29 protein-coding genes are annotated in these 23,870 nt (G+C 69.4%); 9 read left to right on the forward strand and 20 right to left on the reverse strand.

Features of this window, described 5'->3' with window-relative positions; all coding sequences use genetic code 11:
- Window positions 1-56 precede the first annotated feature (56 nt).
- A complete protein-coding gene (locus IEZ27_RS21825; protein ID WP_189648919.1) occupies window positions 57-401 on the reverse strand; it encodes a hypothetical protein in 345 nt (114 codons plus the stop codon).
- 112 nt (window positions 402-513) lie between these two features.
- Between IEZ27_RS21825 and IEZ27_RS21830 the strand changes: the two genes are divergently transcribed.
- A complete protein-coding gene (locus IEZ27_RS21830; protein ID WP_189648920.1) occupies window positions 514-1,167 on the forward strand; it encodes a response regulator transcription factor in 654 nt (217 codons plus the stop codon).
- A 16-nt stretch (window positions 1,168-1,183) separates the two neighbouring features.
- Window positions 1,184-2,305, forward strand: a complete 1,122-nt coding sequence (locus tag IEZ27_RS21835; protein ID WP_229824204.1) for a sensor histidine kinase — start codon at window positions 1,184-1,186, stop codon at window positions 2,303-2,305.
- Here the strand turns inward: IEZ27_RS21835 and IEZ27_RS21840 are convergent.
- The 3 genes from IEZ27_RS21840 to IEZ27_RS21850 are packed head-to-tail and all read right to left on the reverse strand — an operon-like array spanning window position 2,268 to window position 4,718.
- Window positions 2,268-2,972, reverse strand: a complete 705-nt coding sequence (locus IEZ27_RS21840) for an alpha/beta hydrolase (RefSeq protein ID WP_189648921.1) — start codon at window positions 2,970-2,972, stop codon at window positions 2,268-2,270. The two genes, IEZ27_RS21835 and IEZ27_RS21840, sit on opposite strands and share 38 nt — an antisense overlap.
- Window positions 2,973-2,982: 10 nt before the next feature.
- Window positions 2,983-3,273, reverse strand: coding sequence for an ATP/GTP-binding protein (locus IEZ27_RS21845; RefSeq protein WP_125631635.1), 291 nt, complete (start codon window positions 3,271-3,273; stop codon window positions 2,983-2,985).
- Entirely contained in the window at window positions 3,270-4,718 is a 1,449-nt protein-coding gene (locus tag IEZ27_RS21850; protein ID WP_189648922.1) for a 3-hydroxyacyl-CoA dehydrogenase family protein, read from the reverse strand. The genes IEZ27_RS21845 and IEZ27_RS21850 overlap by 4 nt, the downstream gene beginning before the upstream one ends.
- Before the next feature lie 36 nt (window positions 4,719-4,754).
- Between IEZ27_RS21850 and nucS the strand changes: the two genes are divergently transcribed.
- The 6 genes from nucS (at window position 4,755) to IEZ27_RS21875 (ending at window position 9,471) form a co-directional block, all read left to right on the forward strand.
- Window positions 4,755-5,417: an endonuclease NucS gene (gene nucS, locus IEZ27_RS21855; RefSeq protein WP_125631639.1), complete on the forward strand. Its 663-nt coding sequence runs from the start codon at window positions 4,755-4,757 to the stop codon at window positions 5,415-5,417.
- Window positions 5,418-5,526: 109 nt separating this feature from the next.
- Window positions 5,527-6,828, forward strand: a complete 1,302-nt coding sequence (locus tag IEZ27_RS21860) for a carotenoid oxygenase family protein (protein ID WP_189648923.1) — start codon at window positions 5,527-5,529, stop codon at window positions 6,826-6,828.
- Window positions 6,825-7,115 (forward strand): hypothetical protein, encoded by a 291-nt coding sequence (locus IEZ27_RS54060; protein WP_229824205.1) that lies wholly within the window; start codon window positions 6,825-6,827, stop codon window positions 7,113-7,115. The genes IEZ27_RS21860 and IEZ27_RS54060 overlap by 4 nt, the downstream gene beginning before the upstream one ends.
- Window positions 7,067-7,279 (forward strand): GNAT family N-acetyltransferase, encoded by a 213-nt coding sequence (locus IEZ27_RS54065; RefSeq protein ID WP_229824243.1) that lies wholly within the window; start codon window positions 7,067-7,069, stop codon window positions 7,277-7,279. The genes IEZ27_RS54060 and IEZ27_RS54065 overlap by 49 nt, the downstream gene beginning before the upstream one ends.
- A gap of 32 nt (window positions 7,280-7,311) precedes the next feature.
- Window positions 7,312-8,784 (forward strand): aldehyde dehydrogenase family protein, encoded by a 1,473-nt coding sequence (locus IEZ27_RS21870; protein ID WP_189648924.1) that lies wholly within the window; start codon window positions 7,312-7,314, stop codon window positions 8,782-8,784.
- 144 nt (window positions 8,785-8,928) lie between these two features.
- Window positions 8,929-9,471, forward strand: a complete 543-nt coding sequence (locus IEZ27_RS21875; RefSeq protein ID WP_229824206.1) for a TetR/AcrR family transcriptional regulator — start codon at window positions 8,929-8,931, stop codon at window positions 9,469-9,471.
- A 169-nt stretch (window positions 9,472-9,640) separates the two neighbouring features.
- On the opposite strand, the gene IEZ27_RS21880 is transcribed toward IEZ27_RS21875, so the two are convergent.
- The 4 genes from IEZ27_RS21880 to IEZ27_RS21895 all read right to left on the reverse strand — a co-directional run bounded on the left by IEZ27_RS21880 (window position 9,641) and on the right by IEZ27_RS21895 (window position 13,192).
- Entirely contained in the window at window positions 9,641-9,958 is a 318-nt protein-coding gene (locus tag IEZ27_RS21880; protein WP_125631647.1) for an STAS domain-containing protein, read from the reverse strand.
- Between the two features lie 61 nt (window positions 9,959-10,019).
- Entirely contained in the window at window positions 10,020-11,189 is a 1,170-nt protein-coding gene (locus IEZ27_RS21885; protein WP_189648925.1) for a sensor histidine kinase, read from the reverse strand.
- Window positions 11,190-12,299 (reverse strand): ABC transporter permease, encoded by a 1,110-nt coding sequence (locus tag IEZ27_RS21890; RefSeq protein WP_189648926.1) that lies wholly within the window; start codon window positions 12,297-12,299, stop codon window positions 11,190-11,192.
- Complete coding sequence (locus tag IEZ27_RS21895; protein ID WP_189648927.1) at window positions 12,296-13,192, reverse strand: ABC transporter ATP-binding protein; 897 nt, start codon at window positions 13,190-13,192, stop codon at window positions 12,296-12,298. The genes IEZ27_RS21890 and IEZ27_RS21895 overlap by 4 nt, the downstream gene beginning before the upstream one ends.
- A 128-nt stretch (window positions 13,193-13,320) precedes the next feature.
- Here IEZ27_RS21895 and IEZ27_RS21900 point away from each other — a divergent pair, with 128 nt between their 5' ends.
- On the forward strand, window positions 13,321-13,911 hold the full coding sequence (locus tag IEZ27_RS21900) for a cob(I)yrinic acid a,c-diamide adenosyltransferase (protein WP_125631655.1): 591 nt from the start codon (window positions 13,321-13,323) through the stop codon (window positions 13,909-13,911).
- Here the strand turns inward: IEZ27_RS21900 and IEZ27_RS21905 are convergent.
- The 12 genes from IEZ27_RS21905 to IEZ27_RS21960 form a co-directional block, all read right to left on the reverse strand.
- Window positions 13,908-14,288 (reverse strand): DUF2550 domain-containing protein, encoded by a 381-nt coding sequence (locus IEZ27_RS21905; protein ID WP_125631657.1) that lies wholly within the window; start codon window positions 14,286-14,288, stop codon window positions 13,908-13,910. The two genes, IEZ27_RS21900 and IEZ27_RS21905, sit on opposite strands and share 4 nt — an antisense overlap.
- A gap of 28 nt (window positions 14,289-14,316) precedes the next feature.
- A complete protein-coding gene (locus IEZ27_RS21910) occupies window positions 14,317-14,718 on the reverse strand; it encodes a F0F1 ATP synthase subunit epsilon (RefSeq protein WP_080042501.1) in 402 nt (133 codons plus the stop codon).
- A 68-nt stretch (window positions 14,719-14,786) separates the two neighbouring features.
- Window positions 14,787-16,235: a F0F1 ATP synthase subunit beta gene (gene atpD, locus IEZ27_RS21915; RefSeq protein WP_189648928.1), complete on the reverse strand. Its 1,449-nt coding sequence runs from the start codon at window positions 16,233-16,235 to the stop codon at window positions 14,787-14,789.
- Window position 16,236: 1 nt separating this feature from the next.
- A complete protein-coding gene (locus tag IEZ27_RS21920) occupies window positions 16,237-17,139 on the reverse strand; it encodes a F0F1 ATP synthase subunit gamma (RefSeq protein WP_189648929.1) in 903 nt (300 codons plus the stop codon).
- Window positions 17,140-17,142: 3 nt separating this feature from the next.
- A complete protein-coding gene (gene atpA / locus IEZ27_RS21925) occupies window positions 17,143-18,792 on the reverse strand; it encodes a F0F1 ATP synthase subunit alpha (protein WP_189648930.1) in 1,650 nt (549 codons plus the stop codon).
- 40 nt (window positions 18,793-18,832) lie between these two features.
- Window positions 18,833-19,642 (reverse strand): F0F1 ATP synthase subunit delta, encoded by an 810-nt coding sequence (locus tag IEZ27_RS21930; protein WP_189648931.1) that lies wholly within the window; start codon window positions 19,640-19,642, stop codon window positions 18,833-18,835.
- Window positions 19,642-20,193, reverse strand: coding sequence for a F0F1 ATP synthase subunit B (locus IEZ27_RS21935; RefSeq protein ID WP_185844491.1), 552 nt, complete (start codon window positions 20,191-20,193; stop codon window positions 19,642-19,644). The genes IEZ27_RS21930 and IEZ27_RS21935 overlap by 1 nt, the downstream gene beginning before the upstream one ends.
- Before the next feature lie 32 nt (window positions 20,194-20,225).
- On the reverse strand, window positions 20,226-20,456 hold the full coding sequence (gene atpE, locus IEZ27_RS21940; protein ID WP_101784104.1) for an ATP synthase F0 subunit C: 231 nt from the start codon (window positions 20,454-20,456) through the stop codon (window positions 20,226-20,228).
- 69 nt (window positions 20,457-20,525) lie between these two features.
- On the reverse strand, window positions 20,526-21,323 hold the full coding sequence (gene atpB, locus IEZ27_RS21945; RefSeq protein ID WP_125631667.1) for a F0F1 ATP synthase subunit A: 798 nt from the start codon (window positions 21,321-21,323) through the stop codon (window positions 20,526-20,528).
- A 67-nt stretch (window positions 21,324-21,390) separates the two neighbouring features.
- The gene (locus IEZ27_RS21950; RefSeq protein WP_229824207.1) at window positions 21,391-21,606 is read right to left on the reverse strand and encodes an AtpZ/AtpI family protein; all 216 of its coding nucleotides are present in this window, start codon (window positions 21,604-21,606) and stop codon (window positions 21,391-21,393) included.
- A 65-nt stretch (window positions 21,607-21,671) separates the two neighbouring features.
- Window positions 21,672-22,094 (reverse strand): hypothetical protein, encoded by a 423-nt coding sequence (locus tag IEZ27_RS21955; protein WP_189648932.1) that lies wholly within the window; start codon window positions 22,092-22,094, stop codon window positions 21,672-21,674.
- A gap of 131 nt (window positions 22,095-22,225) precedes the next feature.
- Window positions 22,226-23,515, reverse strand: a complete 1,290-nt coding sequence (locus tag IEZ27_RS21960) for a glycosyltransferase family 4 protein (RefSeq protein ID WP_125631671.1) — start codon at window positions 23,513-23,515, stop codon at window positions 22,226-22,228.
- Window positions 23,516-23,870: the final 355 nt, after the last annotated feature.

Here is a 23,870-nt window from a genome sequence, read left to right on the forward strand (position 1 = left end):
GAACAAGATTCTACAAAGCGCGTTCGACCTGCGCCATGCCTGATCCCGACCGGGCGCTAGGCCGGCCGCGCCGGGGCGCTCGGGGCAGCCGGGGCCGGGGGCCCGGCGGGGAACGTCGTCCCGGCGGGCAGCAGCGGCTCGCAGGCCTTGACCGCCGCCCCGTACTTCTGCGACAGCACGTCGACGCGCTCGCCGTCGATGCTGAGGTTGATCAGCCCGCTCTCCGAGACGGTGACCTCGGGGAAGTCCGGCAGGTCGTGCGCGCGCATGCAGTCCGTGAACGCCTTGCCGCCGTCGTCCGGCGCGGCCGTCGCGTTCGAGGCAGCCGCACCGCCCGCCCCGGCGGCGGTGGCGAAGACCAGGGCGGCCAGCGCGAGTCGCCTGATGGTCGAACCGTTCATGATGTTCCCTCCGTTTCGTCCGACCCTCACAGAGAACCCGGCCCCTGGTTACCACCCGGGAACGCCCGCGGTTACCCCGCTGTAACCCCGCCGTGGGCATGCTGGGCACACCATGAGGGTGCTGATCGTCGAAGACCACGAGGAGCTCGCCCACACCGTGGCCGCGGGCCTGCGCCGCGAGGGCATGGCCGTCGACGTGGCCCTGGACGGGCACACCGGGCTCGAACGCGCCTCCGTCAACGACTACGACGTGGTCGTGCTCGACCGCGACCTGCCCGGCCTGCACGGCGACGAGGTGTGCGGGCGGCTGGCCGCCGGGGACCGTCCGGCGCGGGTGCTGATGCTCACCGCCGCCGGGACCATCGACGACCGGGTGAGCGGGCTCGGCATCGGGGCCGACGACTACCTGCCGAAGCCGTTCGCGTTCGCCGAGCTGGTGGCCAGGATCAGGGCGCTGGCCAGGCGGACGCGACCGGCGCTGCCGCCGGTACTGGTGCACGGCGGGCTGCGGCTGGACCCGTCCACGCGGGTCGCCACCCGGGACGGGCACCGGCTGATGCTCAGCCCGAAGGAGTTCGCGGTGCTGGAGCTGCTGCTGTCGGCGAGGGGCGCGGTGGTCTCGGCCGAGCAGCTGCTCGAACGCGGTTGGGACGAGTTCGCCGACCCGTTCACCCAGACCGTGAAGGTGACGGTCAGCCGGTTGCGCCGCAAGCTCGGCGACCCGCCGCTGATCGAGACCGTCCCACAGGCCGGATACCGGATATGAGCGGAGGTGTCCCGGCGTGCGGCGGACCGTACGGCTGCGGCTGACGTTGCTCTACAGCGGCCTGTTCCTGGCCGCCGGCATGTTGCTGGTCGCGCTGATCTATCTGCTGGTCGCGTTCTCGCCCGTCCCGGTGGCGCCGGTCGGCCCCGTCGCACCCGGCGGGCCGGAGGTGACCGTGCCGCGGGTGGACGTGGCGTACCTGGCCGAGCAGCAGGCGGCCGGGCTGCGCAGGCTGCTGGTCAACTCGATGATCGCCCTCGTGGTCATGGCGTTCGCCTCGGTCCTGCTGGGCCGGTTGACGGCCGGGCGGGTGCTGCGGCCGCTGCACGACATGACCGCGACCGTCCGGCGCATCACCGCCGACCGGCTCGACCGGCGGCTGGCCGCGTCCGGGCCGCAGGACGAGCTCAAGGAGCTGGCCGACACCTTCGACGACCTGCTGGACCGGCTGGAGGCCGCCTTCACCGCGCAGCGGCGGTTCGTGGCCAACGCCTCCCACGAGCTGCGTACCCCGCTGACCCTGCAACGGGCGATGGCCGAGGTCGCGCTGGCCGACCCGGACGCCGACACCGCCGCGCTGCGCCACGTCCTGGACCGCCTGCTGGCGGCGGGCAGACACCAGGAACGGCTCATCGAGGCGCTGCTCACCCTGGCCAGGAGCCAGCAGGGCCTGGAGCACCGCCGGCCGCTCGACCTGGCCGAGGTGGCCGGGCAGGCGCTCGACCAGCGGCCGGATTCCGCGGTACGGATCGAGGCGGCGCTGCGGCCCGCGCCCGCCTCCGGTGACCGCGCCCTGCTCGAACGCCTGGTCGCGAACCTGCTGGACAACGCGGCGCGGCACAACGTATCGGACGGGTGGATCACGGTGGCCACGGGCGTGCGGGACGGCCGGGCGACGCTCACCGTCGCGAACAGCGGCCCGGTGATCCCGCCCGACCGGGTCGGGACGTTGTTGCGGCCCTTCCAGCGGCTGGACAGCGGCCGGAAGGCGGTCGGCGACGGGCTGGGGCTCGGCCTGTCGATCGTCGCCGCCGTCGTCCAGGCCCATCAGGGCACGCTGGAGGTCGTCGCGCGGCCGGAGGGCGGGCTGGAGGTGACCGTCAGATGTCCGACGGCAGCGGGTACGCCTCCGGGTTGACCCGCCGGACGATCTCGTTCAGCACGATCCGCACGTAGGGCTCGCCCACCCACAGGTGTTTGGCGCCGTCCACGCCGATGACCTCGGCCTGCGGCACCCTGGCGAAGCGCCGGCGGGCCTCCTCGGGACGCAGGTAGTCGTCGAACTCGGGCACCAGCACCACCAGCGGCCGTCCGAACCCGGCCCAGGCGTCGAGGTCGTCGTCGGTCGCCCTGTGGAGCGGGGGCGAGAGCAGGATCGCGCCCTCGACCAGGGGGTCGTGGGCCCACTTCAGGGCCAGCTCGGTGCCGAAGGACCAGCCGACCACCCACACGCGCGGCAGGTCGTGGTACTCGGCGTACTCCAGCGCGGCCGTCACGTCGAACCGCTCGCCCTCGCCGCCGTCGAACGTGCCCTCGGAGGTGCCGCGCTCGGAGCCGGTGCCGCGCGTGTTGAAGCGCAGCACGGCGAGGTCGGCGAGCGCGGGCAGCCGGTTGGCGGCCTTCTTGTAGACGTGGCTGTCCATGAAACCGCCGTGGGTGGGCAGCGGGTGCAACGTCACCAGGGTCGCCACGGGCGGCCGGTCGAGGGGCTGGGCCAGCTCGCCGACCAGTCTGAGGCCGTCGCCGGTGTGCAGCTCGATCGGTTCACGCCTGGCGGGCAGCACGGTGGCCGCGCGAATCTCCACGGGGGTCCTCCTAGTAGCGGCTGCGGCCGGGGCCGCGGTCGAGTCTCTTGCGCCAGCAGGTCGGGTGCCAGTGGCGGCGTTCCTCGTCGCCGCCCGGCCAGTCGGGCCAGGCGACCAGATGCGGCCTGCCGCCCAGGATCTCCTGGTCGCAGCCGGGGCACCGGTACGTCTTGGTCGAGGACGCGCCCGTGAGCATGCGGACCTTCCAGTCGCCGTCCGGCCACTCCTCCACCTTGTCGGTGCCGGTGGGGAAGCCGAGTGGGCGGGAGTCGTCCCTCCTGCGGGCGCGGCGCGGGCTCATGAGCGGGGGAACTCGCTCACACCGGCCGTGACGAGCTGGTCGAGCAGGGGGGCGGGGGCGAAGGCGGGCTCGCGGTACTCGGCGTAGAGGGCCCGCAGTCCGTCGCGGACCTTGGCGAGCCCGAGGTAGCCCAGCATCTCGAACGGACCGGCCGGGTAGCCGCAGCCCAGCCGCATGGCGGCGTCGATGTCGGCCATGGAGGCGTAGCCGGAGTCGTACATGCGCACGGCGTCGTTGAGGTAGGGGAAGAGCAGGGCGTCGGTCACGAACCCGGCCCGGTCCTTGCAGGACACGGGGGTCAGCCCGGCGACCCTCATCAGGTCGCGGGCCGCCTTGGCGGCCCTGGGCGAGGTGAGCGCGGTGCCGGCCAGCTCGGCGACCTTGTCGCCGACGACGTGCAGGCCGACCAGCCGGGCGGGGTCGGACAGGCGTACGGCGTGCTCGATCACCGGACGGTCGGTGCAGTGCAGCACGGTGTCGGGATCGTCGGACGGCCGGAAGCCGGCCGCTCGCAGCCGCTCACCGAGCCCGTGGACGTCGGGCCCGTCGATCGCGAACGTGATGACCGTGGACTTCTCCGGCTCCTTGGGCGGCTCCTGCGGCCCGTAGAAACCGTGGCCGCTCTTGCGCCCGAGCAGCCCGGCGGTGACCAGCTCGCGCAGCAGCGGCGAGGGCGCGTGGCGCCGGTCGCGCGTCTCGTCGAACAGCACCTCCATCACCTCGTACGCGGTGTCGAGCCCGATCAGGTCGAGCAGCGCGAACGGCCCCATCGGCAGCCCCACGCCCAGCCGCATGGCGTCGTCGATGCCGTCGCGCGTGGCGATGCCCAGCTCCAGCAGGACGGCGGCGTGGTTGAGGTAGGGCAGGAGCAGCCGGTTGACCACGAACCCGGCCCGGTCGCCCACCGAGACGGCCGTCTTGCCCAGCCGGCCGGCCAGCTCGGAGATCTCGGCGGTCACCCCGGGCGCGGTCACCACCGTGCTCACGACCTCGACCAGCCGCATCACCGGCGCCGGGTTGAAGAAGTGCATGCCGATCACCCGCCCGGGACGGCCCGTGGCGGCGGCGACGGCGGTGACCGGCAGCGAGGAGGTGTTGGTGGCGAGGACGGTCTCGGGCTTGCAGATGCGGTCGAGGTCCTGGAACAGCGACACCTTGTGGTCGAGCACCTCGGGGATGGCCTCGATCACCAGATCGACCTCGCGCAGGTCCTCCCGCGAGGTGGTCAGCGTGATGCGTCCGAGGATCTCCGCGCGCTGCCCGGCCGTCAGCTTGCCCCGGTCGGCCGCCCTGGCCGTGGAGCGCTCGACGTGCCCGCGCCCCCTGGCCAGGGCCTCGGCGTCGGCCTCCACGCCGATCACCCGCAGCCCGGCTCGGGCGAAGACCTCGGCGATCCCGGCACCCATCGTGCCGAGCCCGACAACTCCCACCGTTTCAAACGCCATGCGACCAGTTTTCCAGAGCCGCTAAGGTGGAACGTCATGCGGCTGGTCATCGCGCGATGCAGCGTGGATTACATCGGACGGCTCACGGCGCATCTGCCGATGGCGCCGAGGCTCGTTCTCATCAAGGCGGACGGAAGCGTGAGCATCCACGCCGACGACCGCGCCTTCAAGCCGCTCAACTGGATGAATCCGCCGTGCAAGCTCAAGGAGAACGGCGAGACCTGGACGGTCACCCACGGCAAGACCGGCGAGAAGCTGGTCCTGACGATGGAGGAGATCATCCACGATTCCAGCCACGAGCTGGGCGTCGACCCCGGCCTGATCAAGGACGGCGTGGAGGCCCACCTCCAGGAGTTGCTGGCCGAGCACATCACGACGCTGGGCGAGGGCTACTCGCTGATCCGCCGGGAGTACATGACGGCCATCGGCCCGGTCGACATCCTCTGCCGTGACGCCCTGGGCGCGACGGTGGCGATCGAGATCAAGCGGCGCGGCGAGATCGACGGCGTCGAGCAGCTCACCCGCTACCTGGAGCTGCTCAACCGCGACCCGCTGCTCGCGCCGGTGCGGGGCGTGTTCGCGGCTCAGGAGATCAAGCCGCAGGCGCGGGTGCTGGCCACCGACCGCGGCATCGACTGCGTGACGCTCGACTACGACGCCCTGCGCGGCATCGAGCCGGAGAACCCGACCCTCTTCTAGCCGACCGGCCCGGCCTCGCGAGGGCCGGGCTTTCCTTCGGCCCGACATTCCACTGTTGACAGGTCTTTCATGTACGTTCTAGTTTTGACATATCGAGATTGGAGCGTTCATGAGTGATCCTTCGTACCTCAGCGGCGACCTGGCGCCCGTTCCCGACGAGATCGAGGCGCACGACCTGGAGATCACGGGTGCGCTTCCCGCCGAGCTGACCGGGCGATACTTCCGGAACGGGCCCAATCCCCGGCCGGGCGAGGATCCCGGTCACTGGTTCGGCGGCCACGGCATGCTGCACGGCGTCCGGCTGCGCGATGGACGCGCCGAGTGGTATCGCAACCGGTGGGTGCGTACCAGGAAGTTCACGGAGAACGCGCCCTTCGTCTCCGACACCGGGCTCGATCTCACCGCGGTGAGCGCCAACACGCACGTCATCCGGCACGCCGGGCGAATCCTGGCGCTCGTGGAGAACGGCCTGCCGCACGAAGTGACGCCCGAACTGGCCACCGTGGGCCCGTACGACTTCGGCGGGCGGCTGACCACCGCGATGACCGCCCACCCCAAGCAGGACCCGCTGACCGACGAGCTGCACTTCTTCGGCTACGGCTTCTTCCCGCCGTTCCTCACCTACCACCGGCTCTCGCCCGCCGGCGAGCTGGTGGAGAGCAGGGAGATCGAGGTGCCTGGCCCGACGATGATGCACGACTTCGCCGTCACCGAGAACCATCTGATCTGGCTCGACCTGCCCATGGTGTTCGACCTGAACCGCGAGGGCATGCCGTACGCCTGGGAGGACGGCTACGGCGCCAGGATCGGCCTCAGCCCGAGGGCGGGCGGCCCGACGCGCTGGTTCGACGTCGATCCCTGCTACGTGTTCCACGTCGGCAACGCCTGGGAGGACGACCACGGGCGCGTCGTGCTCAACGCGGCCCGCTACTCCCCCGACGCCTGGTTCTCCCTCTGGCGCGGCATCGGCGGCAGCGTCGACCCGGCCAGGCACGCGGGCGCGGCCGGCGCCGCCGCCCTGCACCGCTGGATCCTCGACCCGGTCTCCGGCACGACCAAGGAGGAGGCGCTGGACGACCGCGGCGTGGAGTTCCCCACGTTCAACGAGGACCTGCTCGGGCGGCACAGCCGCTACCTCTACACGGTGGGGTCCGACGCCATCGTCAAGTACGACCAGCGCGACGGCTCCGCCCAGGTCAGGAAGACCGGCGGCAACACCGGCGAGGCCGTGTTCGTACCGGCTGAGGGGGCCGCCGGCGAGGACGAGGGGTGGCTGCTGTCGGTCGTCACCTCCGGGGAGTCGTCCGAGCTGGTGGTGCTGGACGCGGCCGACCTGTCCGACGTGGCGTCGGTACGGCTGCCCCGGCGGGTGCCGGCGGGCTTCCACGGCTCGTGGTTCGCGGAGGGATGAGCGTGGAGATCAGGGAGTCGGACGACTTCGACGCCATGGGCGAGGCGCTGGCCAGGGCGTTCCACGACGATCCGGTGATCGGCTGGCTGCTGCCCGGCGGTCACGGCGCCGCGGGCATGTTCGCCACGCTGGCCCGCCACACACACGCGATCACCGAGACGGCGCTCCACGGGGGCGGCGCCGTGGCGGGGCGTTCGCCCGGCACAAGCCCGCCGGCCCCTACTGGTACCTGGCCCAGATCGGCACCGTACCCGAGTCGCGGGGCAGCGGCGCGGGCGGCGCGCTGATGCGCGCGGGCCTGGAAAGGTGCGGCGGCCTGCCCGTCTACCTGGAGAGCAGCAAGGAGTCGAACGTGCCCTTCTACGAGAGGTTCGGCTTCGTCGTCACCGACCGCTTCACGCTGCCGGACGGGCCGCCGATCTGGGGGATGTTGCGCCCACCCCAAAACTAGTAAGCAACGGCTTACCGGTTTATCGTGACGCCATGACCACGCTGACGTTCGACTCACTGAACCCGGCTACCGGCGAGGTCGTCGGCAGTCATCCCAAGCACGACGCGCGGGCCGTGCACGAGGCCGTGGGCAGGGCCGAGGCCGCCACCACCTGGTGGGCCGCCCTGCCTCCCGGCGAACGCAGGCGCCGCCTGCTCGACTTCAAGGCGGTGCTCACCGGGCGCCTGCGGGAGCTGGCCGCGCTCGTGCACGAGGAGACGGGCAAGCCGGTCGGCGACGCCACCCTGGAGATCGTGCTGGCCGTCACGCACCTCGACTGGGCGGCCCGCAACGCCGCCAAGGTGCTGGGCCCCCGCCGCGTCGCCACCGGCATGATGGGCCTCAACCTGGCCGCCACACTCGAATACCTGCCGCTCGGCGTGGTCGGCGTGATCGGCCCGTGGAACTACCCGGTCTTCACCCCCATGGGCTCCATCGCGTACGCGCTGGCGGCGGGCAACGCGGTCGTGTTCAAGCCGAGCGAGCTCACCCCCGGGGTGGGCGTACGGCTGGCGGAGCTGTTCGCCGAGTCGGTGCCCGAGCAGCCGGTGTTGCAGACGGTGACCGGGCTCGGCGAGACGGGCGCGGCGCTGGCCGCCGATCCCAGGCTGGGGAAGGTGGCCTTCACCGGCTCGACCGCCACCGCCAAGCGGGTCATGGCGGCGTGCGCGGAGAACCTCACGCCCCTCGTGGCCGAGTGCGGCGGCAAGGACGCGTTCATCGTGGACGCCGACGCCGACCTGGCCGCCGCGGCCGACGCCTGCCTGTGGGGCGCGATGTCCAACGCCGGCCAGACCTGCGCGGGCGTCGAGCGGGTCTACGTGGTGGACTCGGTGTACGAGCCGTTCCTGCGGGAGTTGTCGGGCCGTGCCGCCGAGGTCAAGGCCGGGGAGGACTACGGCCCGATCACCATGCCCGCCCAGATCGACATCATCAGGCGGCACATCGACGACGCCACCAAGTCCGGAAAAGTGGTGACAGGCGGCCGCGACTCCGTACGGGCGCCGTTCGTGGATCCGGTGATCGTGGAGGACGTGCCGGAGGATTCGCCGGCCGTACGGGAGGAGACGTTCGGGCCCACGATCACGGTCCGGCGCACCCGTGACGTCCAGGAGGCTCTGGAGCTGGCCAACGCCTCGGCGTACGGGCTGGCGGGCACGATCTTCTCGCGGGACGCCCGCCGGGCGACGCGGCTCGCGCGCGCGATGCGTACCGGGATGACCGCCGTGAACTCGGTCATCTCCTTCGCCGGGGTGCCCGCGCTGCCGTTCGGCGGGGTCGGCGATTCGGGGTTCGGCCGCATCCACGGAGCCGACGGCCTACGCGAGTTCACCAGGCCGAAAGCGGTCTCCCGCCAGCGCTTCGCCCTGCCCGGCATGAACCTGACCTCGTTCAGGAGAGGGCCCGGAGAGCTTGAGCGGCTGATCAGGCTTGTCACGTTCTTGCACGGACGACGTAAAAGATAATCATCGCACTCTTTCCCAAATCCGATCATCCGTCCATAATTGTGTGCTCTGGGGGCCACGATCATGTTGGACGGGTGGAATGTGAACCGGTCTTACCGGGGAATGTCGGCTGAGCAAAGGCTGGCGGACAGACGCGAGCGGCTGATGACGGCCGCCTACACGCTATACGCGAAACCAGGTTTCGCGGCGACGACCATCGAAAGATTGTGCTCGGAGGCGCGGATCTCCAACCGCGCCTTCTACGAATGTTTCGGCGGCCGGGAGGAGTTGCTCCAGGCGCTGCACGAGCGGTGCGTGGAGGAAAGCCTCGCGGTTGTGGCCAAAGCGTTACAGGAGGCGCCGAGCACGCTTGACGGAAGAGTCAAGGCGGGGATTCGCGCCTATATCGAGTTCGCCACCGCCGACTGGCGGCGGGCCCGCATCATGCATCTGGAGGTGCGCAGGTCGGGCGATGTCCTGACAGCCTCTCGTCAGCGCGCCGTCGACTCCTTCGCGCGGCTCGTGGAGGAGGCCTCCGCGGATTTCCCGCAGGCCCGCTCGCTGAATCGGCGACTGGTGGCACTTGGCGCAATTGGCGCACTACAAGAGCTGCTGATCGAATGGATACTGGCCGACGAGCAGCCGGGCATCGACGAACTCGTCGAGGTGGCCGTGCACATCTTCATCCGCGGCCTCAGTGCGTCGTGACCCGCCGATCACCTTGCGTGACGGGTCACAGAATAATCACTTCGCAGTTCCTTTTACGAGTGCCCGTGTCCGTGATAGCGGCCCAGCCGAAATCTACATTCTCTCTATATTCGGCTCGCGGAATGGGCGCGGGCGACGGCTGATCGGCGCCCGGCCCCGATATGTGTCCTCAGGCCACCGCGGCCGCGGGAACCTCGACGTGCAGGACCCGATTCAGCCGGGTCACCGCCAGGATCCGCATGATCCGCGGGGGCACCCCCCGTAGAACGAGGCGGCGTTGCACGCTGATCGCGCGCCGATGCGCCCCGACCAGCACCCCGAGACCGGTGGCGTCGATCATCTCCAGCCTGGAGAGGTCGAGGATGAGGTCGCCCTCGCCGGCGTCGAGCGCCTTGTGCAGCCGCTCGCGCACGCCGGCCGACGTGCCGGCGTCGAGCCGGGCGCCGATCCGTACCGTCTGGCCTCGTGGATTGCGCCGGACGCGCATGCCACCTCCTCAATCACGCACGAAGCGTAGTCGCCGGGATCGTAACCCCGGCCCTCCTCACCTACCCACCTATCGGGAGTGACACGACCGCCGTCAACAGGAAGTGTCCGTCACCGGTCGGCCGGGCCGTCATGCTCCCGCCCACGGCGGCCATGCGCTCCCCCATGCCGGTCAGCCCGCTGCCCAGGTCGTCGGCCTGCCTGCGGGCCACGCCGTCGTTGCGTACCGCCAGTTCCGCCTGCTGGTCGGTGAAGCGCAGCGTGATGTCGCAGAAGGTCGCGGCGCTGTGCTTCAGCACGTTCGTGACCGCCTCGCGCACCGCGTAGGCGAACACCGGCGCGACCCCCGGGGGCAGCTCCCGGTGGGGCAGCCGCACCTCGCAGCGGACGCCGGCCGCTTCGAGCACACCCTTCACGCTATTCAGCTCAGCGGTCAAGTCAAGCTCGCGGTAGCCGCGTACGGCCTGGCGCAGCTCGCGCAGGGCCTTGCGGGTCAGCGTGTTCACCTCGGACATCTCGGCCCTGGCCGCCTTGCCGTCGGCGTCGGCCAGGCGTACGGCGAGCTCGGTCTTGACGGCGATGGCGGAGAGCTGGTGCCCGACCAGGTCGTGCAGGTCCCTGGCGAAGCGCAGGCGTTCCTCGGCCAGGGCCAGCCGGGTGTGCGCCTCGCGGCCGTCGTGGGCCTGCACGGCCAGCGACCAGATCCACGCCCACATCCGGTTGGTGCAGGGCAGCGCCGTGGCCCAGATGACGTCGAGGACGGCGATGATGAGCAGCGTGGCGAGGAAGGAGTCGCCGCTCTGCGCGAGCAGGCCCGTACCGCCCAGCACGGACAGCGCGCCGAGCCCGACGCAGGCCGCGCACGTCGCCGCGCCCAGCGCCAGCGCCCTGCGGCCCGGCAACCCGATCACCGCCACGGACACCCACACCATGGGCATGAACCCCCAGCCCATGGGATCGGCCCCGCCGAGCAGCGCCGACAGGAACGCCAGAGCGCCGGACCACACGACCTCTCTCGTGGGATACCGGCGCTCCATGACCGAGGCGACGACCCGGACGTAGATCCAGGTGAAACCGAGCGCGGCGACCGTCGCGAGCGCGGCGCGCGGCCACGTGGCCGTCCCGGCGCCGAGGCCGAAGACCGTCGACATGACCAGGAAGATCCACATGACCACGAGCGTCGAGTTGAGCATCCGCCGGGCCAGGCGGCGCGCCCGCGTGATCGCGTCCATCTAGCCCGCGCGCAGCACGTCGCCGAGCTTCAGCCTGGCGCCCGTCCGCAGCACCGCCCGCTCGTAGACCTTGGCGCCGAACGAGAGCACCGCCAGCACGGCCACCGCCATCGCCGCCATGGACGCCGCCACCTGCCACATCGGCACGTCCCCCGCCGCCATGCGCACCGGCATGATCATCGACGAGAACGGCGGGATGTACGACATCACCGTGGCCAGCGTGCCCGTGGGATCGTTGGTGGCGTAGAAGGCCACGAAGTAGGTGGCCATGATCAGCATGGTCAGCGGCGACATCACACTGCTCACCTCCTCCTGGCGGGAGACCAGCGAGGCGAAGGCGGCCGCGAGCGTGGCGAAGAACGCGTACCCCAGCACGAACCAGACCAGCACGGCGGCCACCAGCCCCGGGATGCCGGGCGGGAAGTCGGAGGCGAACCCCGAGACCGACGTGGCGACCAGGCCGACGGCGAGGATCGTGAGCAGGTTGATCAGCCCGAGCACGCCCAGACCGATGATCTTCCCGCCGAGCAGCTGCCAGGGACGCACCGCCGCGAGCAGGATCTCCACGATCCTGCTGCCCTTCTCCTCCACCACGCCCATGGCCACCATCATGACCTGGCCCATGAGCAGCATGAAGAGGACGAGCACCAGCACCACGGCGATCCCGGTCCTGGCCGCCTCGTAGCGGGTGTCGGCGCCCACGGAGACCATCTGCAGCGGCGGGATCGACACCCCGGCCGCGCCGAGGCGCATCTCCCGGTTCGTGCTCTGCATCAGCACGCCGAGCTTGGAGTCGATCTCGCCGTCGGTGATCACCTTGTCGCCGTTGACCAGCACCGCGTCCACGTCACCGGCCAGTACGGCCTTCTTGGCGGCGGCCTCGTCGCCGAACGTGCGCCACTCGAAGTCAACGTCCGGCGCGGCGGCCTTCAGCGGGAGCTGCTGGGAGTTGACCGTGCCCAAGGTGTACGAGTCGTTCCCGCCCATGATCTTCGGCGCGAAGGACACCGCCGCCACCAGCAGGGCGGTGACCAGCAGGCCCACCAGGAACGTCTTCGTGCGCACCTGCGTCACGATCTCGCGGCGGGCGATCAGCATCAGTCCGTTCACGCCACGGCCTCCTTGAAGATCTCGGTGAGGGTCGGCTGCTCAGCGCCGAAGTGCTCGACGCGGCCGGCCTTCATGGCGCGGCGCAGGATCTCCTGGTCGTCGCCCTCGGCCGTCCGCAGGGTGTGCAGGTCACCGGCGACGGTGACCGTGCCGGGCAGGCCGTCGGCCCAGCCGGGCGCGGGGTCGCGGACGACCACGCGCAACGTGTCGCCCTCGGCGGCGCGCAGCTCGGCCACCGTGCCCGTGGCGACCATCCGGCCGCCGGAGACGATGCCCACCGAGTCGCACAGCCGCTCCACCAGGTCGAGCTGGTGGCTGGAGAAGATCACCGGTACGCCGCTCCTGCACCGCTCCTGCAACGCCCCCGCCAGCGCGTCCACGGCCAGGGGGTCGAGCCCCGAGAACGGCTCGTCCAGGACCAGCGCCTCGGGGTCGTGCACCAGCGCCACGGCGAGCTGCACACGCTGCTGGTTGCCCAGCGACAGCGCCTGCACCGCGTCGCCCCTGCGCTCGGTCAGCCCCAGCCGCTCGATGAGGTCGTCGGCGGCCTTCTTCGCCGCCGCCGGGCCGAGCCCGTGCAGCCGGCCGAAGTACTCGATCTGCTCGGCGACCCGCATCTTCTGGTACAGCCCGCGTTCCTCGGGCATGTAGCCGAAGCGCGTGCGGTCGTCGGCGCCGAGCGGCCGGTCCCGCCAGCGCACCGACCCGGAGTCGGCCTGGAGCACGCCCATGACGATGCGCATCGTCGTCGTCTTGCCCGCGCCGTTCGCGCCGACGAAGCCGTACATCTCGCCCGGACGTACCGTGAAGCTGATCCCGTCCAGGGCGACCTTGCCGCCGGGGGCGTCGGGACCGCCCGCGAAGCGCTTGCGCAGCTCGCTGATCTCCAGCATCAGGCCCTCTCTCTCATCATGGGTCAATGGTGGCTTTAGTGCAGTTCGCCCTGGTAGTCGTGGAAATCATGGAGGTGACATGGAAAGCGCGTCCCGTTCGGATGACATTTGTCATTACGCTGGGATCCATGACGCGTGCCGACAAGGACAAGCCCGTCGTCCTCTCCCGCATCTACACCCGTACGGGCGACGACGGCACCACGAACCTGAGCGACATGAGCCGCGCCGCCAAGACCGACACCCGGCTGGCCGCGTACGCCGACGTCGAGGAGGCCAACGCCTGCCTGGGCCTGGCCCTGTCCCATGGCACCCTGCCCGCCGACCTCGTCGCGGTCCTCGTGCGCATCCAGAACGAGCTGTTCGACGTGGGGGCCGACCTGGCCACACCCGTGGTGGACGATCCGGAGTTCCCGCCGCTGCGGGTGGAGCAGTCCTACATCGACCGGCTGGAGGAGCAGTGTGACCGGCTCAACGCCGAGCTCAAGCCGCTGCGCAGCTTCATCCTGCCCGGCGGCGACCCCGCCACGGCCGCGCTGCACCTGGCCCGGGTCACCGTACGCAGGGCCGAGCGCACCACGTGGGCGGCGCTCCAGACCTACGACGACGTCAACCCGCTGACCGCCAAATACCTCAACAGGCTGTCCGACCTGCTCTTCATCGCCTGCCGGGTCGCCCACGGCGGCAACGAGATCCTCTGGAAGCCCGGCGCCACCCGCTAGGCGACGTCGAGGTACGCGCTGGGCGGCGCCGACTCCAGCCAGGCGAGGAACCCGGTCAGCGCGTCGGCGCTCATCGCCAGCGACAGCCCGCGCGTGCTGCCGCCGCAGTCGATGGCGTAGAGACCGCCGTCGATCTCACGCCGGGCGGAAACGACGAGGCCGCGCCTCGCGATCGCGTGGCGCGGCCTCAGTCGGACACCCATGAGCGGAATCCAATGGAGCTCTCCGTCGGCGTAACGGGCAACCCCGCTCTGCCAGCCTCCGCTGCCTACTTTGAGGCGACAGGGCACGCTGCCGCGCGAGCGGGAGAGCGTCACCCCTCGCAGGACCACGAGGGCGACCAGCAGCAACAACAAAACCGAAACCGTCGCCACCATGGCCGCCCCCTGAATCCCGTTGTATGTATTAAACCTCTTCGCCCGCCGCGCGCAGCCGCGCCCTGGCCCGCTTGGCCTCGATCGCCGCGTCGGCGTCCTCCTGGTTGGCCTCGATCGAGGCCTGAGCCCGGTCGAGAGCGTCTCGGGCGGCCGCGACGTCGACCTCGGAACCGAGCTCGGCGACCTCGGCGAGCACCGACACCTCATCGTCGGCCACGGAGATGAACCCCCCGTGAACGGCCGCGACGAGCTCGGGCTCACCTTCCCGCTTGACGCGCAGCACGCCGCCCTCGACGAGGACGCCGAGCACGGGTGCGTGTTGCGGCATAATACCGATCTCGCCGTCCACGGTCTTGGCAATCACCATGTCGGCCTCGCCCGACCAGATCTCACGCTCGGGTGAGACAACCCCTACGCGTAGCTTCGCCACTTCTGTAGGTTCCTTTCCGATCAGGTAGCGGCACGGGTACTCGTGCCCGTGCCACTACCGTAGGGCGATCAGCGACGCTCGAGTTCCTTGGCCTTGGCCACGGCCTGGTCGATGCCGCCGACCATGAAGAACGCCTGCTCGGGCAGGTGGTCGTACTCGCCGGCGCACAGGCCCTTGAAGGAGGCGATGGTCTCGTCCAGCGGGACGTTCTCGCCCGGCTGGCCGGTGAACGCCTCGGCGGCGTACATCGGGTGCGACAGGAACCGCTCGATACGGCGGGCCCGCTGCACGGTGACCTTGTCCTCTTCGGACAGCTCGTCGATACCGAGGATCGCGATGATGTCCTGGAGCTCGCGGTACTTCTGCAGGATCCGCTTGGTCTCCTGGGCCACCCGGTAGTGCTCCTCGCCCACGACCTGCGGGTCGAGGATCCGGGAGGTGGAGTCGAGCGGGTCCACCGCGGGGTAGATGCCCTTCTCCGAGATCGGCCGGGACAGAACGGTCTGCGCGTCGAGGTGCGCGAACGCGTTGTGCGGGGCCGGGTCGGTGATGTCGTCGGCGGGCACGTAGATCGCCTGCATGGAGGTGATCGAGTGACCGCGCGTCGAGGTGATGCGCTCCTGGAGCACACCCATCTCGTCGGCCAGCGTCGGCTGGTAACCCACCGCGGACGGCATGCGGCCGAGGAGGGTGGAGACCTCCGAGCCCGCCTGCGTGAAGCGGAAGATGTTGTCGATGAACAGCAGCACGTCCTGCTTCTGCACGTCGCGGAAGTACTCCGCCATCGTCAGCGCGGACAGGGCCACCCGCAGACGGGTGCCCGGCGGCTCGTCCATCTGGCCGAAGACGAGCGCGGTGTCCTTGAGGACGTCCGCCTCCTCCATCTCCAGCCAGAGGTCGTTGCCCTCACGGGTGCGCTCGCCGACGCCGGCGAACACCGAGGTGCCACCGAAGTTGCGGGCGACACGGCGGATCATCTCCTGGATGAGAACCGTCTTGCCCACACCGGCGCCACCGAACAGACCGATCTTCCCACCCTGCACGTACGGGGTGAGCAGGTCGATGACCTTGATGCCCGTGACGAGCATCTCGGTACGGGACTCCAGCTGGTCGAAGGGCGGGGACGGCCGGTGGATGCCCCACTTCTCGGTGATCTGGAGCGAAGCGGTCGGCACGTCGAGCGACTCGCCGAGCGTGTTCCACACGTGGCCCTTGACGATGTCGCCGACGGGCACCGAGATCGGGTGGCCCGAGTCGGTGACGGCCGTACCGCGGACCAGGCCGTCGGTGGGCTGCATGGAGATGGCGCGGACCAGGTTGTCACCCAGGTGCTGGGCGACCTCCATGGTCAGGGTCTTGGTCTCGCCGCCGAGGGTCACCTCGACGTTGAGCGCGTTGTAGATGTCGGGCATCGCCTCGACGGGGAACTCCACGTCGACGACGGGCCCCTTGACGCTGGCCACACGACCGGCACCGGCCGACGTGGGCTCAACAGTCTCAACAGCCTCTGCAGTCATTTCACTCTTTCCCCGCTGCGGCGTCAGCCAGCGCGTTGGCGCCACCGACGATCTCGCTGATTTCCTGGGTGATCTCGGCCTGGCGAGCCTGGTTCATCTGCATGGTGAACACGCGGATCAGCTCGTTGGCGTTGTCCGTGGCGGACTTCATCGCGCGGCGGCGCGCGGCCTCCTCCGAAGCCGCCGACTGCAGCAGCGCGGTGAAGATGCGGGACTCCACGTAGCGCGGCAGCAGCGACTCGAGCACGTCGCCCGCGGTGGGCTCGAACTCGAAGTACGGCGGGATCGTCTCGGTCGCCGTCGCCTCGGTCTCCTCGACCTCCAGCGGCAGCACACGCTTGACCACGACGTTCTGGGTCAGCATGGAGACGAACTCGGTCGAGACGATGTGGATCTCGTCGATCCCCGCCTCTTCCTTGAAGGAGTCGATCAGCGTCTGCGCGATCTCCTTGGCGTCGGCGTAGGCCGGCTTCCTGGAGAAGCCAACCCACTGGCCGCCCATCGTACGGTTGCGGAAGCTGTGCCAGGTGACACCCTTCCGGCCGGTGACGAACGGCACCACCGTCAGGCCACGGCTCTCCAGCAGCCCGCGCAGGGCCTCGGCCTCGCGCAGGACGTTGGCGTTGAAGCCGCCACAGAACCCGCTGTCACTGGTGACGATGAGGACGCCCGCCTTGGCGGGGTTCTCCTTCGCCACGGTCAACGGATGATCGACGCTGGCCGCGTTGCTGACGACGCCGGTGACGGCGCGAGTGATCTCACGCTCGTACGGCAGCGCCGCCTGCATCCGCATCTGCGCCTTCACGATCCGCGAGGAGGCGATGAGCTCCTGGGCGCGCGTGATCTTGGCGGTCGACTTGACCGACCTGATCCGCCGCCGCAGCAGCCTTAGCTGGGCACCCATGAGCTACTTCTCCGTCGCCGGACGGACGACCTTCTTGATCTTCTCCTGGCCGACCTCGTCGGCCTCGAGCGGCGCCACCGGCTCGTCCTTGACCAGGAGCTCACCCGAGGAGGTGGTGAAGCCCTTCTTGAACTCCGTGACGGCGTCCTTGAGGCTGGTCACCGCGTCGTCGGACAGCTCGTTGGTCTCGCGGATGCTGTCGAAGATGCCCTTGTTGCTGCTCTGCAGGTAGTCGAGGAACTCCGCCTCGAAGCGGCGGATGTCCTCGACCGGAACCTCGTCGAGCTCACCCGTCGTGCCCGCCCAGACCGACACGACCTGACGCTCCACGGGGAACGGCGAGTACTGCGGCTGGATGAGCAGCTCGGTCAGGCGCTGGCCGCGCTCCAGCTGGGCGCGGGAGGCCGCGTCCAGGTCGGAGGCGAAGGCCGCGAAGGCCTCCAGGTCGCGGTACTGCGACAGCGACAGACGGAGCGTACCGGCGACCTTGCGCATCGCCTTGATCTGCGCCGAGCCACCGACTCGGGAGACCGAGATACCGACGTTGATGGCAGGACGGATACCGGCGTTGAAGTAGTCGGTCTCCAGGAAGCACTGGCCGTCGGTGATGGAGATGACGTTGGTCGGGATGAACGCCGACACGTCGTTGCCCTTCGTCTCGATGATCGGAAGACCGGTCATCGAGCCGCCGCCCATGTCGGCGGAGAGCTTGGCGCAGCGCTCCAGCAGACGGGAGTGGAGGTAGAAGACGTCACCGGGGAACGCCTCACGGCCCGGCGGGCGGCGAAGCAGCAGCGAGACGGCGCGGTAGGCGTCGGCCTGCTTGGTGAGGTCGTCGAAGATGATGAGGACGTGCTTGCCCTGGTACATCCAGTGCTGGCCGATGGCCGAACCGGTGTAAGGGGAGATGTACTTGTAACCGGCCGGGTCGGAGGCCGGGGCGGCGACGATCGTGGTGTACTCCAGGGCGCCGGCCTCTTCGAGGCGGGAACGCACCTGGGCGATCGTCGAGCCCTTCTGGCCGACCGCGACGTAGACGCAGCGCACCTGCTTCTCGGGGTCGCCCGAGAGCCAGTTGTCGCGCTGGTTGATGATCGTGTCCACGGCGACGGCGGTCTTGCCCGTGCCACGGTCACCGATGATCAGCTGGCGCTGGCCGCGGCCGATCGGCGTCATGGCGTCGATCGCCTTGATGCCGGTCTGCAGCGGCTGCTTCACCGGCTGCCGCTGGACGACCGAGGGGGCCTGCAGTTCGAGGGCGCGCAGGCCCTCGGCCTCGATCGCGCCCTTGCCGTCGAGGGGGTTGCCGAGCGGGTCGACCACGCGGCCGAGGAAGTTGTCGCCGACGGGCACGGACAGGACCTGGCCCGTCCTGCGGACCGTCTGGCCCTCCTCGATCTTGCTGAAGTCACCCAGGACCACGACACCGATCTCTCGGGGGTCGAGGTTCAGGGCCAGGCCGCGCGTGCCGTCCTCGAACTCGAGCAGCTCGTTCGCCATCGCCGAGGGAAGGCCGGAGACATGGGCAATGCCGTCGCCGGCGTCGACGACGGTCCCGATCTCCTCGCGCGCGGCGCCTTCCGGTTCGTACGCCTGGACGAAGCGCTCAAGCGCGTCCCGGATCTCGTCCGGCCGGATCGTAAGCTCCGCCATCTCTACTCTGTCTCCCTATTCATTCGGCGCTCACTGCGCCTCAGCCGGCCAACCGGCGGCGGACTTCTTCAATTCGTCCCACGATCGTGGTGTCGATGATCTCGTCGCCGATGCGGACCGAGAACCCACCGAGCACTCGCTTGTCCACCTCGACGTTCAGGTGCACGTCGCGACCGTAGGAGGTGCGCAGCCAGTCGGCCAGTCGCTGCTTCTGCGCGTCCGACAGCTCGACCGCGCTGCGCACGACCGCCACCAGGCGCTGGCGCTGCTGGGCCACGAGCTGGCCGAACTCCTCCAAGCCCATTTCCAGGCTACGCCCTCGCGGGTGCACCGCCAGCTGCGTGATCAGGCGCAGGCTGGTGGGGGCGACCTTGCCGCCGAGCAGATCGCTCAGGAGCTGCCGCTTGCCCTCGCCGGGCGCGGCCGCGTCCGCGAGCGCGCGGCGGAGGTCGGGGTTGGCGGCGACGATGCGGCCGAAGCGGAAGAGCTCGTCCTCCACGTCGTCGAGCCGGGACTGGCTCTCCGCCTCAGCGGCAGCGGCGACGACGCCGAGCCGTTCGAGCGAGTCGGCCAGGTCTCCGGCACGCGACCACCGGACCGAGACCGCGGCCTCGGTCGTGGCGAGGGCCGCCTCGGAGACCTTGCCGCCGAGCAGGGCGCGGATGGTTCCCGCCTTCTGCTCGGCATGCCTGGCCGGGTCGGACAGCGCGCGGCGCAGGCCGTGCTCGCGGTCGAGCAGATCCGCGACGGCGAACAACTCGTCGGAGAGCGCGCCGAGGTCGGCGCTGCCCGCGACCGCGTTGAAGCGCTCCTCGACCTCTGCCAACGAGGTCCTGCTCAGACCTCTCATTAGCGCACCGCCTGCGCGTTGCTGCTCTCGAGCTCATCGAGGAACCGGTCCACGATGCGGCTCTGGCGGACCTCGTCCTCAAGGGACTCGCCGACGATGCGGCCGGCCAGCTCGGTGGACAGACGGCCCACCTCCGTGCGGAGCTGCGCGAACGCGGCGGCACGGTCGGCCTCGATCTGGGCGTGCGCGGCCTCGACGAGACGACGGGCCTCGGCCTGCGCCTCCTCGCGGAGCTCCGCCTTGATCTGCGCGGCCTGCTCACGAGCCTCCTCGCGGAGCCTGCCGGCCTCGCGCCGGGCCTCCTCGAGCTGCTGCGCGTACTGCCTCTGGAGGTTCTGCGCCTCGGCCTGAGCCTCCTCAGCCCTCTTGATGCCACCCTCGATCGCGTCGGTCCGCTCGCCCAGAGTCTTCTGGATGCGCGGTACGAGAATCTTGCCGACGACGAGGAGGACGACGAGGAACGAGAAGATACCGACGACGAGCTCGAACGTGTGCGGAAGGAGCGGGTTAGCACCCTCCTCCTGCGCGAGGAGCGTAGCTGCCTTAATCATGGGTGCAGCCTTTCGTCAGGGATTCTTCTGGTTTAGAGGTTCGCGAAGATGAACGGCGCGACCAGACCGATCAGGGCGAGGGCCTCGGTGAGGACGAAGCCGAGGAGCATGTTCTGGCGAATCAGGCCGTAAGCCTCGGGCTGACGCGCAATGGCCTGCACGCCCTGACCGAAGATGATGCCGACGCCGATGCCGGGGCCGATGGCGGCGAGACCGTAACCGATGGCGGTGACGTTGCCGGAGACCTCAGCGAGAACGCTCATTTCTATTTCCTTTACTGGACGGCCGGTGAAGGGAGTCCCACCGGTCATGGATATTCCGGTATGTGGTTCTCAGTGATCCGGGTGCAGCGCGCCGCCGATGTACATCGCCGCCAGCATCGCGAACAGGAAGGCCTGCAGGAACTGGATGAACATCTCGAACCCGGTCAGGATGATCGTCATGACCACACCGAGGACGCCGACGCCGGCACCCATCGGAGTCAGCTTCTCGAACAGGAACCAGAAGCCGACCATGCTGAAGAACGCGAGCAGCATGTGACCGGCGAACATGTTCGCAAACAGTCGGACCGCGTGCGTGAACGGCGCGATGATCATGTTCGACAGGAACTCGATCGGCGCCAGGAGGAAGTAGATCGGCTTGGGCAGTCCCGGCGGGAACATCATGTTCTTGAAGTAACCGATGCCGCCCTGGTGCTTGACGCCCAGGTAGACCTTGATCGCGTAGATCGAGAGCGCGAGCACGGCCGGGAACGCGATGTGCGAGGCGACCGGGAACTGCGCGAGCGGGATCACGCCCAGGATGTTCCAGAACAGAACCAGGAAGAAGAGTGTGACGAGCAGGCCCATCCACCGATCGGCGTCCTTGCCGAGGAACGGCCGGGCGATCTGGTCACGGACGAACATGTAGCCGTACTCGACGACGTTCTGGGTGCCTCTCGGCACGAGCTTCGGTTTGGCGAAGGCCACCCAGCAAACGGCGATCACCGCGAGCGCGCTCAGGATCGCCAGCAGAACCGGCTTGGTGAACCAGTCCACCCCAGGAATGATGGGCGTGAACGAATTGAACAGCTCATCAGGCGATGGCGCCTTGAAGTTGTCTTCGGGGGCGAGGACCGTCAGCGCAATCACGCGGCGTTCCCTTCAACGTCGTAGTGGATCACAAGGGTTTCCTCAGCGAGGCGATCGCTGCGTCGGGTCAGCGACCGAACTTCCGGTAGACCGCATAGCCGCCGAGCACGACCCCAAGGACCACGCCTATGGGGAAGAACGCGGACATGTCGAGCCACCGGTCCAGCAACCACCCGAGACCGCCATAGACCGCCATCCCGGCGAGCAGATAGCTGGGGACTGACCACATGGCATCGGAGAAGTCGCGACCGTCGTGTTCCGGTCGGCGTTCCTGTGCGCTCATCGCGGCCCCGACGATAGCAGGCGAGTAGAGGACTAGTCATATCGGACCCCATCCCTTTACCTGCCTCATGAGTCACCCTTTCCGGGGACCGAGGCTTCGGGGTCGACGTAGAGCATCTTGGTCTTCAGGAACCCGCGGACCTCGAACCCGGTCCAGACGAGCGTGCACACGACCACTGACCACGCGAAGGCCTGGGTGTTCCAGGCGGTGGTCTCACGGAAGGCAGCCAGCACCGCCATGATGGCGATGACCTTGACGAGGTAGCTGACCATGGCCGCGATCGCCATCATCTGCGGGGAGACGCGGGCGGCATAGGAGACCGCTACCACGCTGATGCTGAAGAAAACCCCGACGAGCAAGGTGCCGAGGGTCGCGCCCAGCGCTCCCTTGCCTCCCGCCAGGAGGAACGCCACGATGACCGCGACCACCCCGACCGCGAAGGTCGGAACAGCGGCGCTCTTGAGTACGCGCACGTCGTTGGCCTGCATCGGTGCTCCATCAGCATGTTATCAAGCGAGCGTTTGCTACCCCCAGAACATGTGCGTCCGGAGGTCCCTGCTCGTGAAAGATATCACAAGCTCACGGAAGACCGCTTTTACCTGCCGTTTCTAGTTCCCGATCACGGACGGCTCGGAAATGCAGGAATGACCGGTTTGCCCTCGGCGCTCGCGCGTTCCTGCGAAGACGGGCCCTCCTGCGGCGGCATCCGGCGCCTGACCTCGGTCTCCGGGGTGATCGGCGGCATCGGGCCGGTGGGCGGGCCGTCGTCGTCGGGCTGCTTGCTGCGCGGGGACGAGTGCGCGCCGCCCCTGCCCCTCCAGCGCGGCGCCGCCATCAGGACGAGCACCGCCAGCGCCAGCACGATGACCACCACGAACAGCAACACCGGCACGCCCTCGCGCGACATCGCCACCATGCCGAACGCGAACAGGAACGCCCACGCGTACATGATCAACACTGAACGGCGGTGCGAGTGGCCGATGTCGAGCAACCGGTGGTGCAGGTGGCCGCGGTCGGGCGCGAACGGCGACATGCCATGGGACGTGCGCCGCACCACGGCGGTGATCAGGTCGATCAGCGGCAGGACCAGCACCGCCGCCGGCAACATCAGCGGCAGCAACACCGGGACCTTGTTCATGTCCTCGATGGCGGCCGGGTCGAGCGGCGTCACGGTGACGATCGACGAGGCGAGCACCAGCCCGATCAGCATCGCCCCGGTGTCGCCCATGAAGATCTTCGCGGGATGGAAGTTGTGCGGCAGGAAGCCCAGGCAGGTGCCGATGAGGACGGCCGCGATGGCCGCCGTCGTGGTGATGTTCCCCACGCTCATGCTCTGCGCCAGCAGGATCGAGTACGCCCACGTGGCCATGGCGGCGATGCACACGATGCCGGCGGCGAGCCCGTCGAGCCCGTCGACGAAGTTCACGGCGTTGATGGTGACCACCACGATCAGGATGGTGATGATCGTGCTCAGCGTGTAGTCGAGGCTGGTGGAGCCACCCCAGTCCTTCGGCAGCGGGATGTAGAGCAGCCGCAGGTCGAAGTAGACCAGCACGCCCGCCGCCGCGATCTGCCCGCCGAGCTTGATGAAGGCGTCCATGCCCCACCAGTCGTCGAGGAAGCCGGTGAGCGTGATCAGGCCGCCCGCGACGATCAGCGCGGTGACCGCCTTGCCCTCCGACTCCGACAGCGCCGCGCCGGTGTGTTTCAGCTGGCTGGCGACCAGCAGGCCGACCACCAGGCCGCCGTACATGGCCAGGCCGCCCAGCCTGGGCGTCGGCGTGGTGTGCACGTCGCGCGCGCGGACCTCGGGCATGGCGCCGATGCGGATGGCGAAGCGGCGCACCAGCGGAACCAGCAGGTACGTCACCGCTGCCGAGATGAGCGCCATGAAGAGGTATTCGCGCACGACCCTAGTTTCCCGGATGCTCCGGCCAGCTGTGACCGGAAACCGACACAGACCAGCTTAATATTCGCTGAGATATGGCTGATGGATGGCGAGAAGCGCCAACGTTCTTTCCCTGACCTCGGCCTCCGCGCCCGGACCACGCACCACGAGCCACACCGGACTTCCCACCTCTCCCATCCCCCACGGGACCGCGTCCCACGTGGTCGTGCGCGGCGCGCTCACCTCCGTCCCGGAGGTGAGGTGCGTCGGCTCCGGATCGTACGGGATGACCGTCGCGGCCGAGCGTGACCCCCGGTGGCCAGGCGGCTCCTGAGGATGGCGAGCGTCGCGACGTCCGCGTGTGGCACCGCCGACG

Origin of the sequence: Nonomuraea spiralis (assembly GCF_014648435.1) — a bacterium.
GTDB classification, from domain to species: domain Bacteria; phylum Actinomycetota; class Actinomycetes; order Streptosporangiales; family Streptosporangiaceae; genus Nonomuraea; species Nonomuraea spiralis.

What these genes read in the sequence shown, in the direction of transcription:
- IEZ27_RS21825 (WP_189648919.1), bottom strand. Translation starts at nt 401, where the DNA reads ATGAACGGTTCGACCATCAGGCGACTCGCGCTGGCCGCCCTGGTCTTC.
- IEZ27_RS21830 (WP_189648920.1), top strand. Translation starts at nt 514, where the DNA reads ATGAGGGTGCTGATCGTCGAAGACCACGAGGAGCTCGCCCACACCGTG.
- IEZ27_RS21845 (WP_125631635.1), bottom strand. Translation starts at nt 3,273, where the DNA reads ATGAGCCCGCGCCGCGCCCGCAGGAGGGACGACTCCCGCCCACTCGGC.
- IEZ27_RS21850 (WP_189648922.1), bottom strand. Translation starts at nt 4,718, where the DNA reads ATGGCGTTTGAAACGGTGGGAGTTGTCGGGCTCGGCACGATGGGTGCC.
- nucS (WP_125631639.1), top strand. Translation starts at nt 4,755, where the DNA reads ATGCGGCTGGTCATCGCGCGATGCAGCGTGGATTACATCGGACGGCTC.
- IEZ27_RS21860 (WP_189648923.1), top strand. Translation starts at nt 5,527, where the DNA reads ATGAGTGATCCTTCGTACCTCAGCGGCGACCTGGCGCCCGTTCCCGAC.
- IEZ27_RS54060 (WP_229824205.1), top strand. Translation starts at nt 6,825, where the DNA reads ATGAGCGTGGAGATCAGGGAGTCGGACGACTTCGACGCCATGGGCGAG.
- IEZ27_RS21870 (WP_189648924.1), top strand. Translation starts at nt 7,312, where the DNA reads ATGACCACGCTGACGTTCGACTCACTGAACCCGGCTACCGGCGAGGTC.
- IEZ27_RS21875 (WP_229824206.1), top strand. Translation starts at nt 8,929, where the DNA reads ATGACGGCCGCCTACACGCTATACGCGAAACCAGGTTTCGCGGCGACG.
- IEZ27_RS21880 (WP_125631647.1), bottom strand. Translation starts at nt 9,958, where the DNA reads ATGCGCGTCCGGCGCAATCCACGAGGCCAGACGGTACGGATCGGCGCC.
- IEZ27_RS21885 (WP_189648925.1), bottom strand. Translation starts at nt 11,189, where the DNA reads ATGGACGCGATCACGCGGGCGCGCCGCCTGGCCCGGCGGATGCTCAAC.
- IEZ27_RS21895 (WP_189648927.1), bottom strand. Translation starts at nt 13,192, where the DNA reads ATGCTGGAGATCAGCGAGCTGCGCAAGCGCTTCGCGGGCGGTCCCGAC.
- IEZ27_RS21900 (WP_125631655.1), top strand. Translation starts at nt 13,321, where the DNA reads ATGACGCGTGCCGACAAGGACAAGCCCGTCGTCCTCTCCCGCATCTAC.
- IEZ27_RS21905 (WP_125631657.1), bottom strand. Translation starts at nt 14,288, where the DNA reads ATGGTGGCGACGGTTTCGGTTTTGTTGTTGCTGCTGGTCGCCCTCGTG.
- atpD (WP_189648928.1), bottom strand. Translation starts at nt 16,235, where the DNA reads ATGACTGCAGAGGCTGTTGAGACTGTTGAGCCCACGTCGGCCGGTGCC.
- IEZ27_RS21920 (WP_189648929.1), bottom strand. Translation starts at nt 17,139, where the DNA reads ATGGGTGCCCAGCTAAGGCTGCTGCGGCGGCGGATCAGGTCGGTCAAG.
- atpA (WP_189648930.1), bottom strand. Translation starts at nt 18,792, where the DNA reads ATGGCGGAGCTTACGATCCGGCCGGACGAGATCCGGGACGCGCTTGAG.
- IEZ27_RS21930 (WP_189648931.1), bottom strand. Translation starts at nt 19,642, where the DNA reads ATGAGAGGTCTGAGCAGGACCTCGTTGGCAGAGGTCGAGGAGCGCTTC.
- IEZ27_RS21935 (WP_185844491.1), bottom strand. Translation starts at nt 20,193, where the DNA reads ATGATTAAGGCAGCTACGCTCCTCGCGCAGGAGGAGGGTGCTAACCCG.
- atpE (WP_101784104.1), bottom strand. Translation starts at nt 20,456, where the DNA reads ATGAGCGTTCTCGCTGAGGTCTCCGGCAACGTCACCGCCATCGGTTAC.
- IEZ27_RS21950 (WP_229824207.1), bottom strand. Translation starts at nt 21,606, where the DNA reads ATGAGCGCACAGGAACGCCGACCGGAACACGACGGTCGCGACTTCTCC.
- IEZ27_RS21955 (WP_189648932.1), bottom strand. Translation starts at nt 22,094, where the DNA reads ATGCAGGCCAACGACGTGCGCGTACTCAAGAGCGCCGCTGTTCCGACC.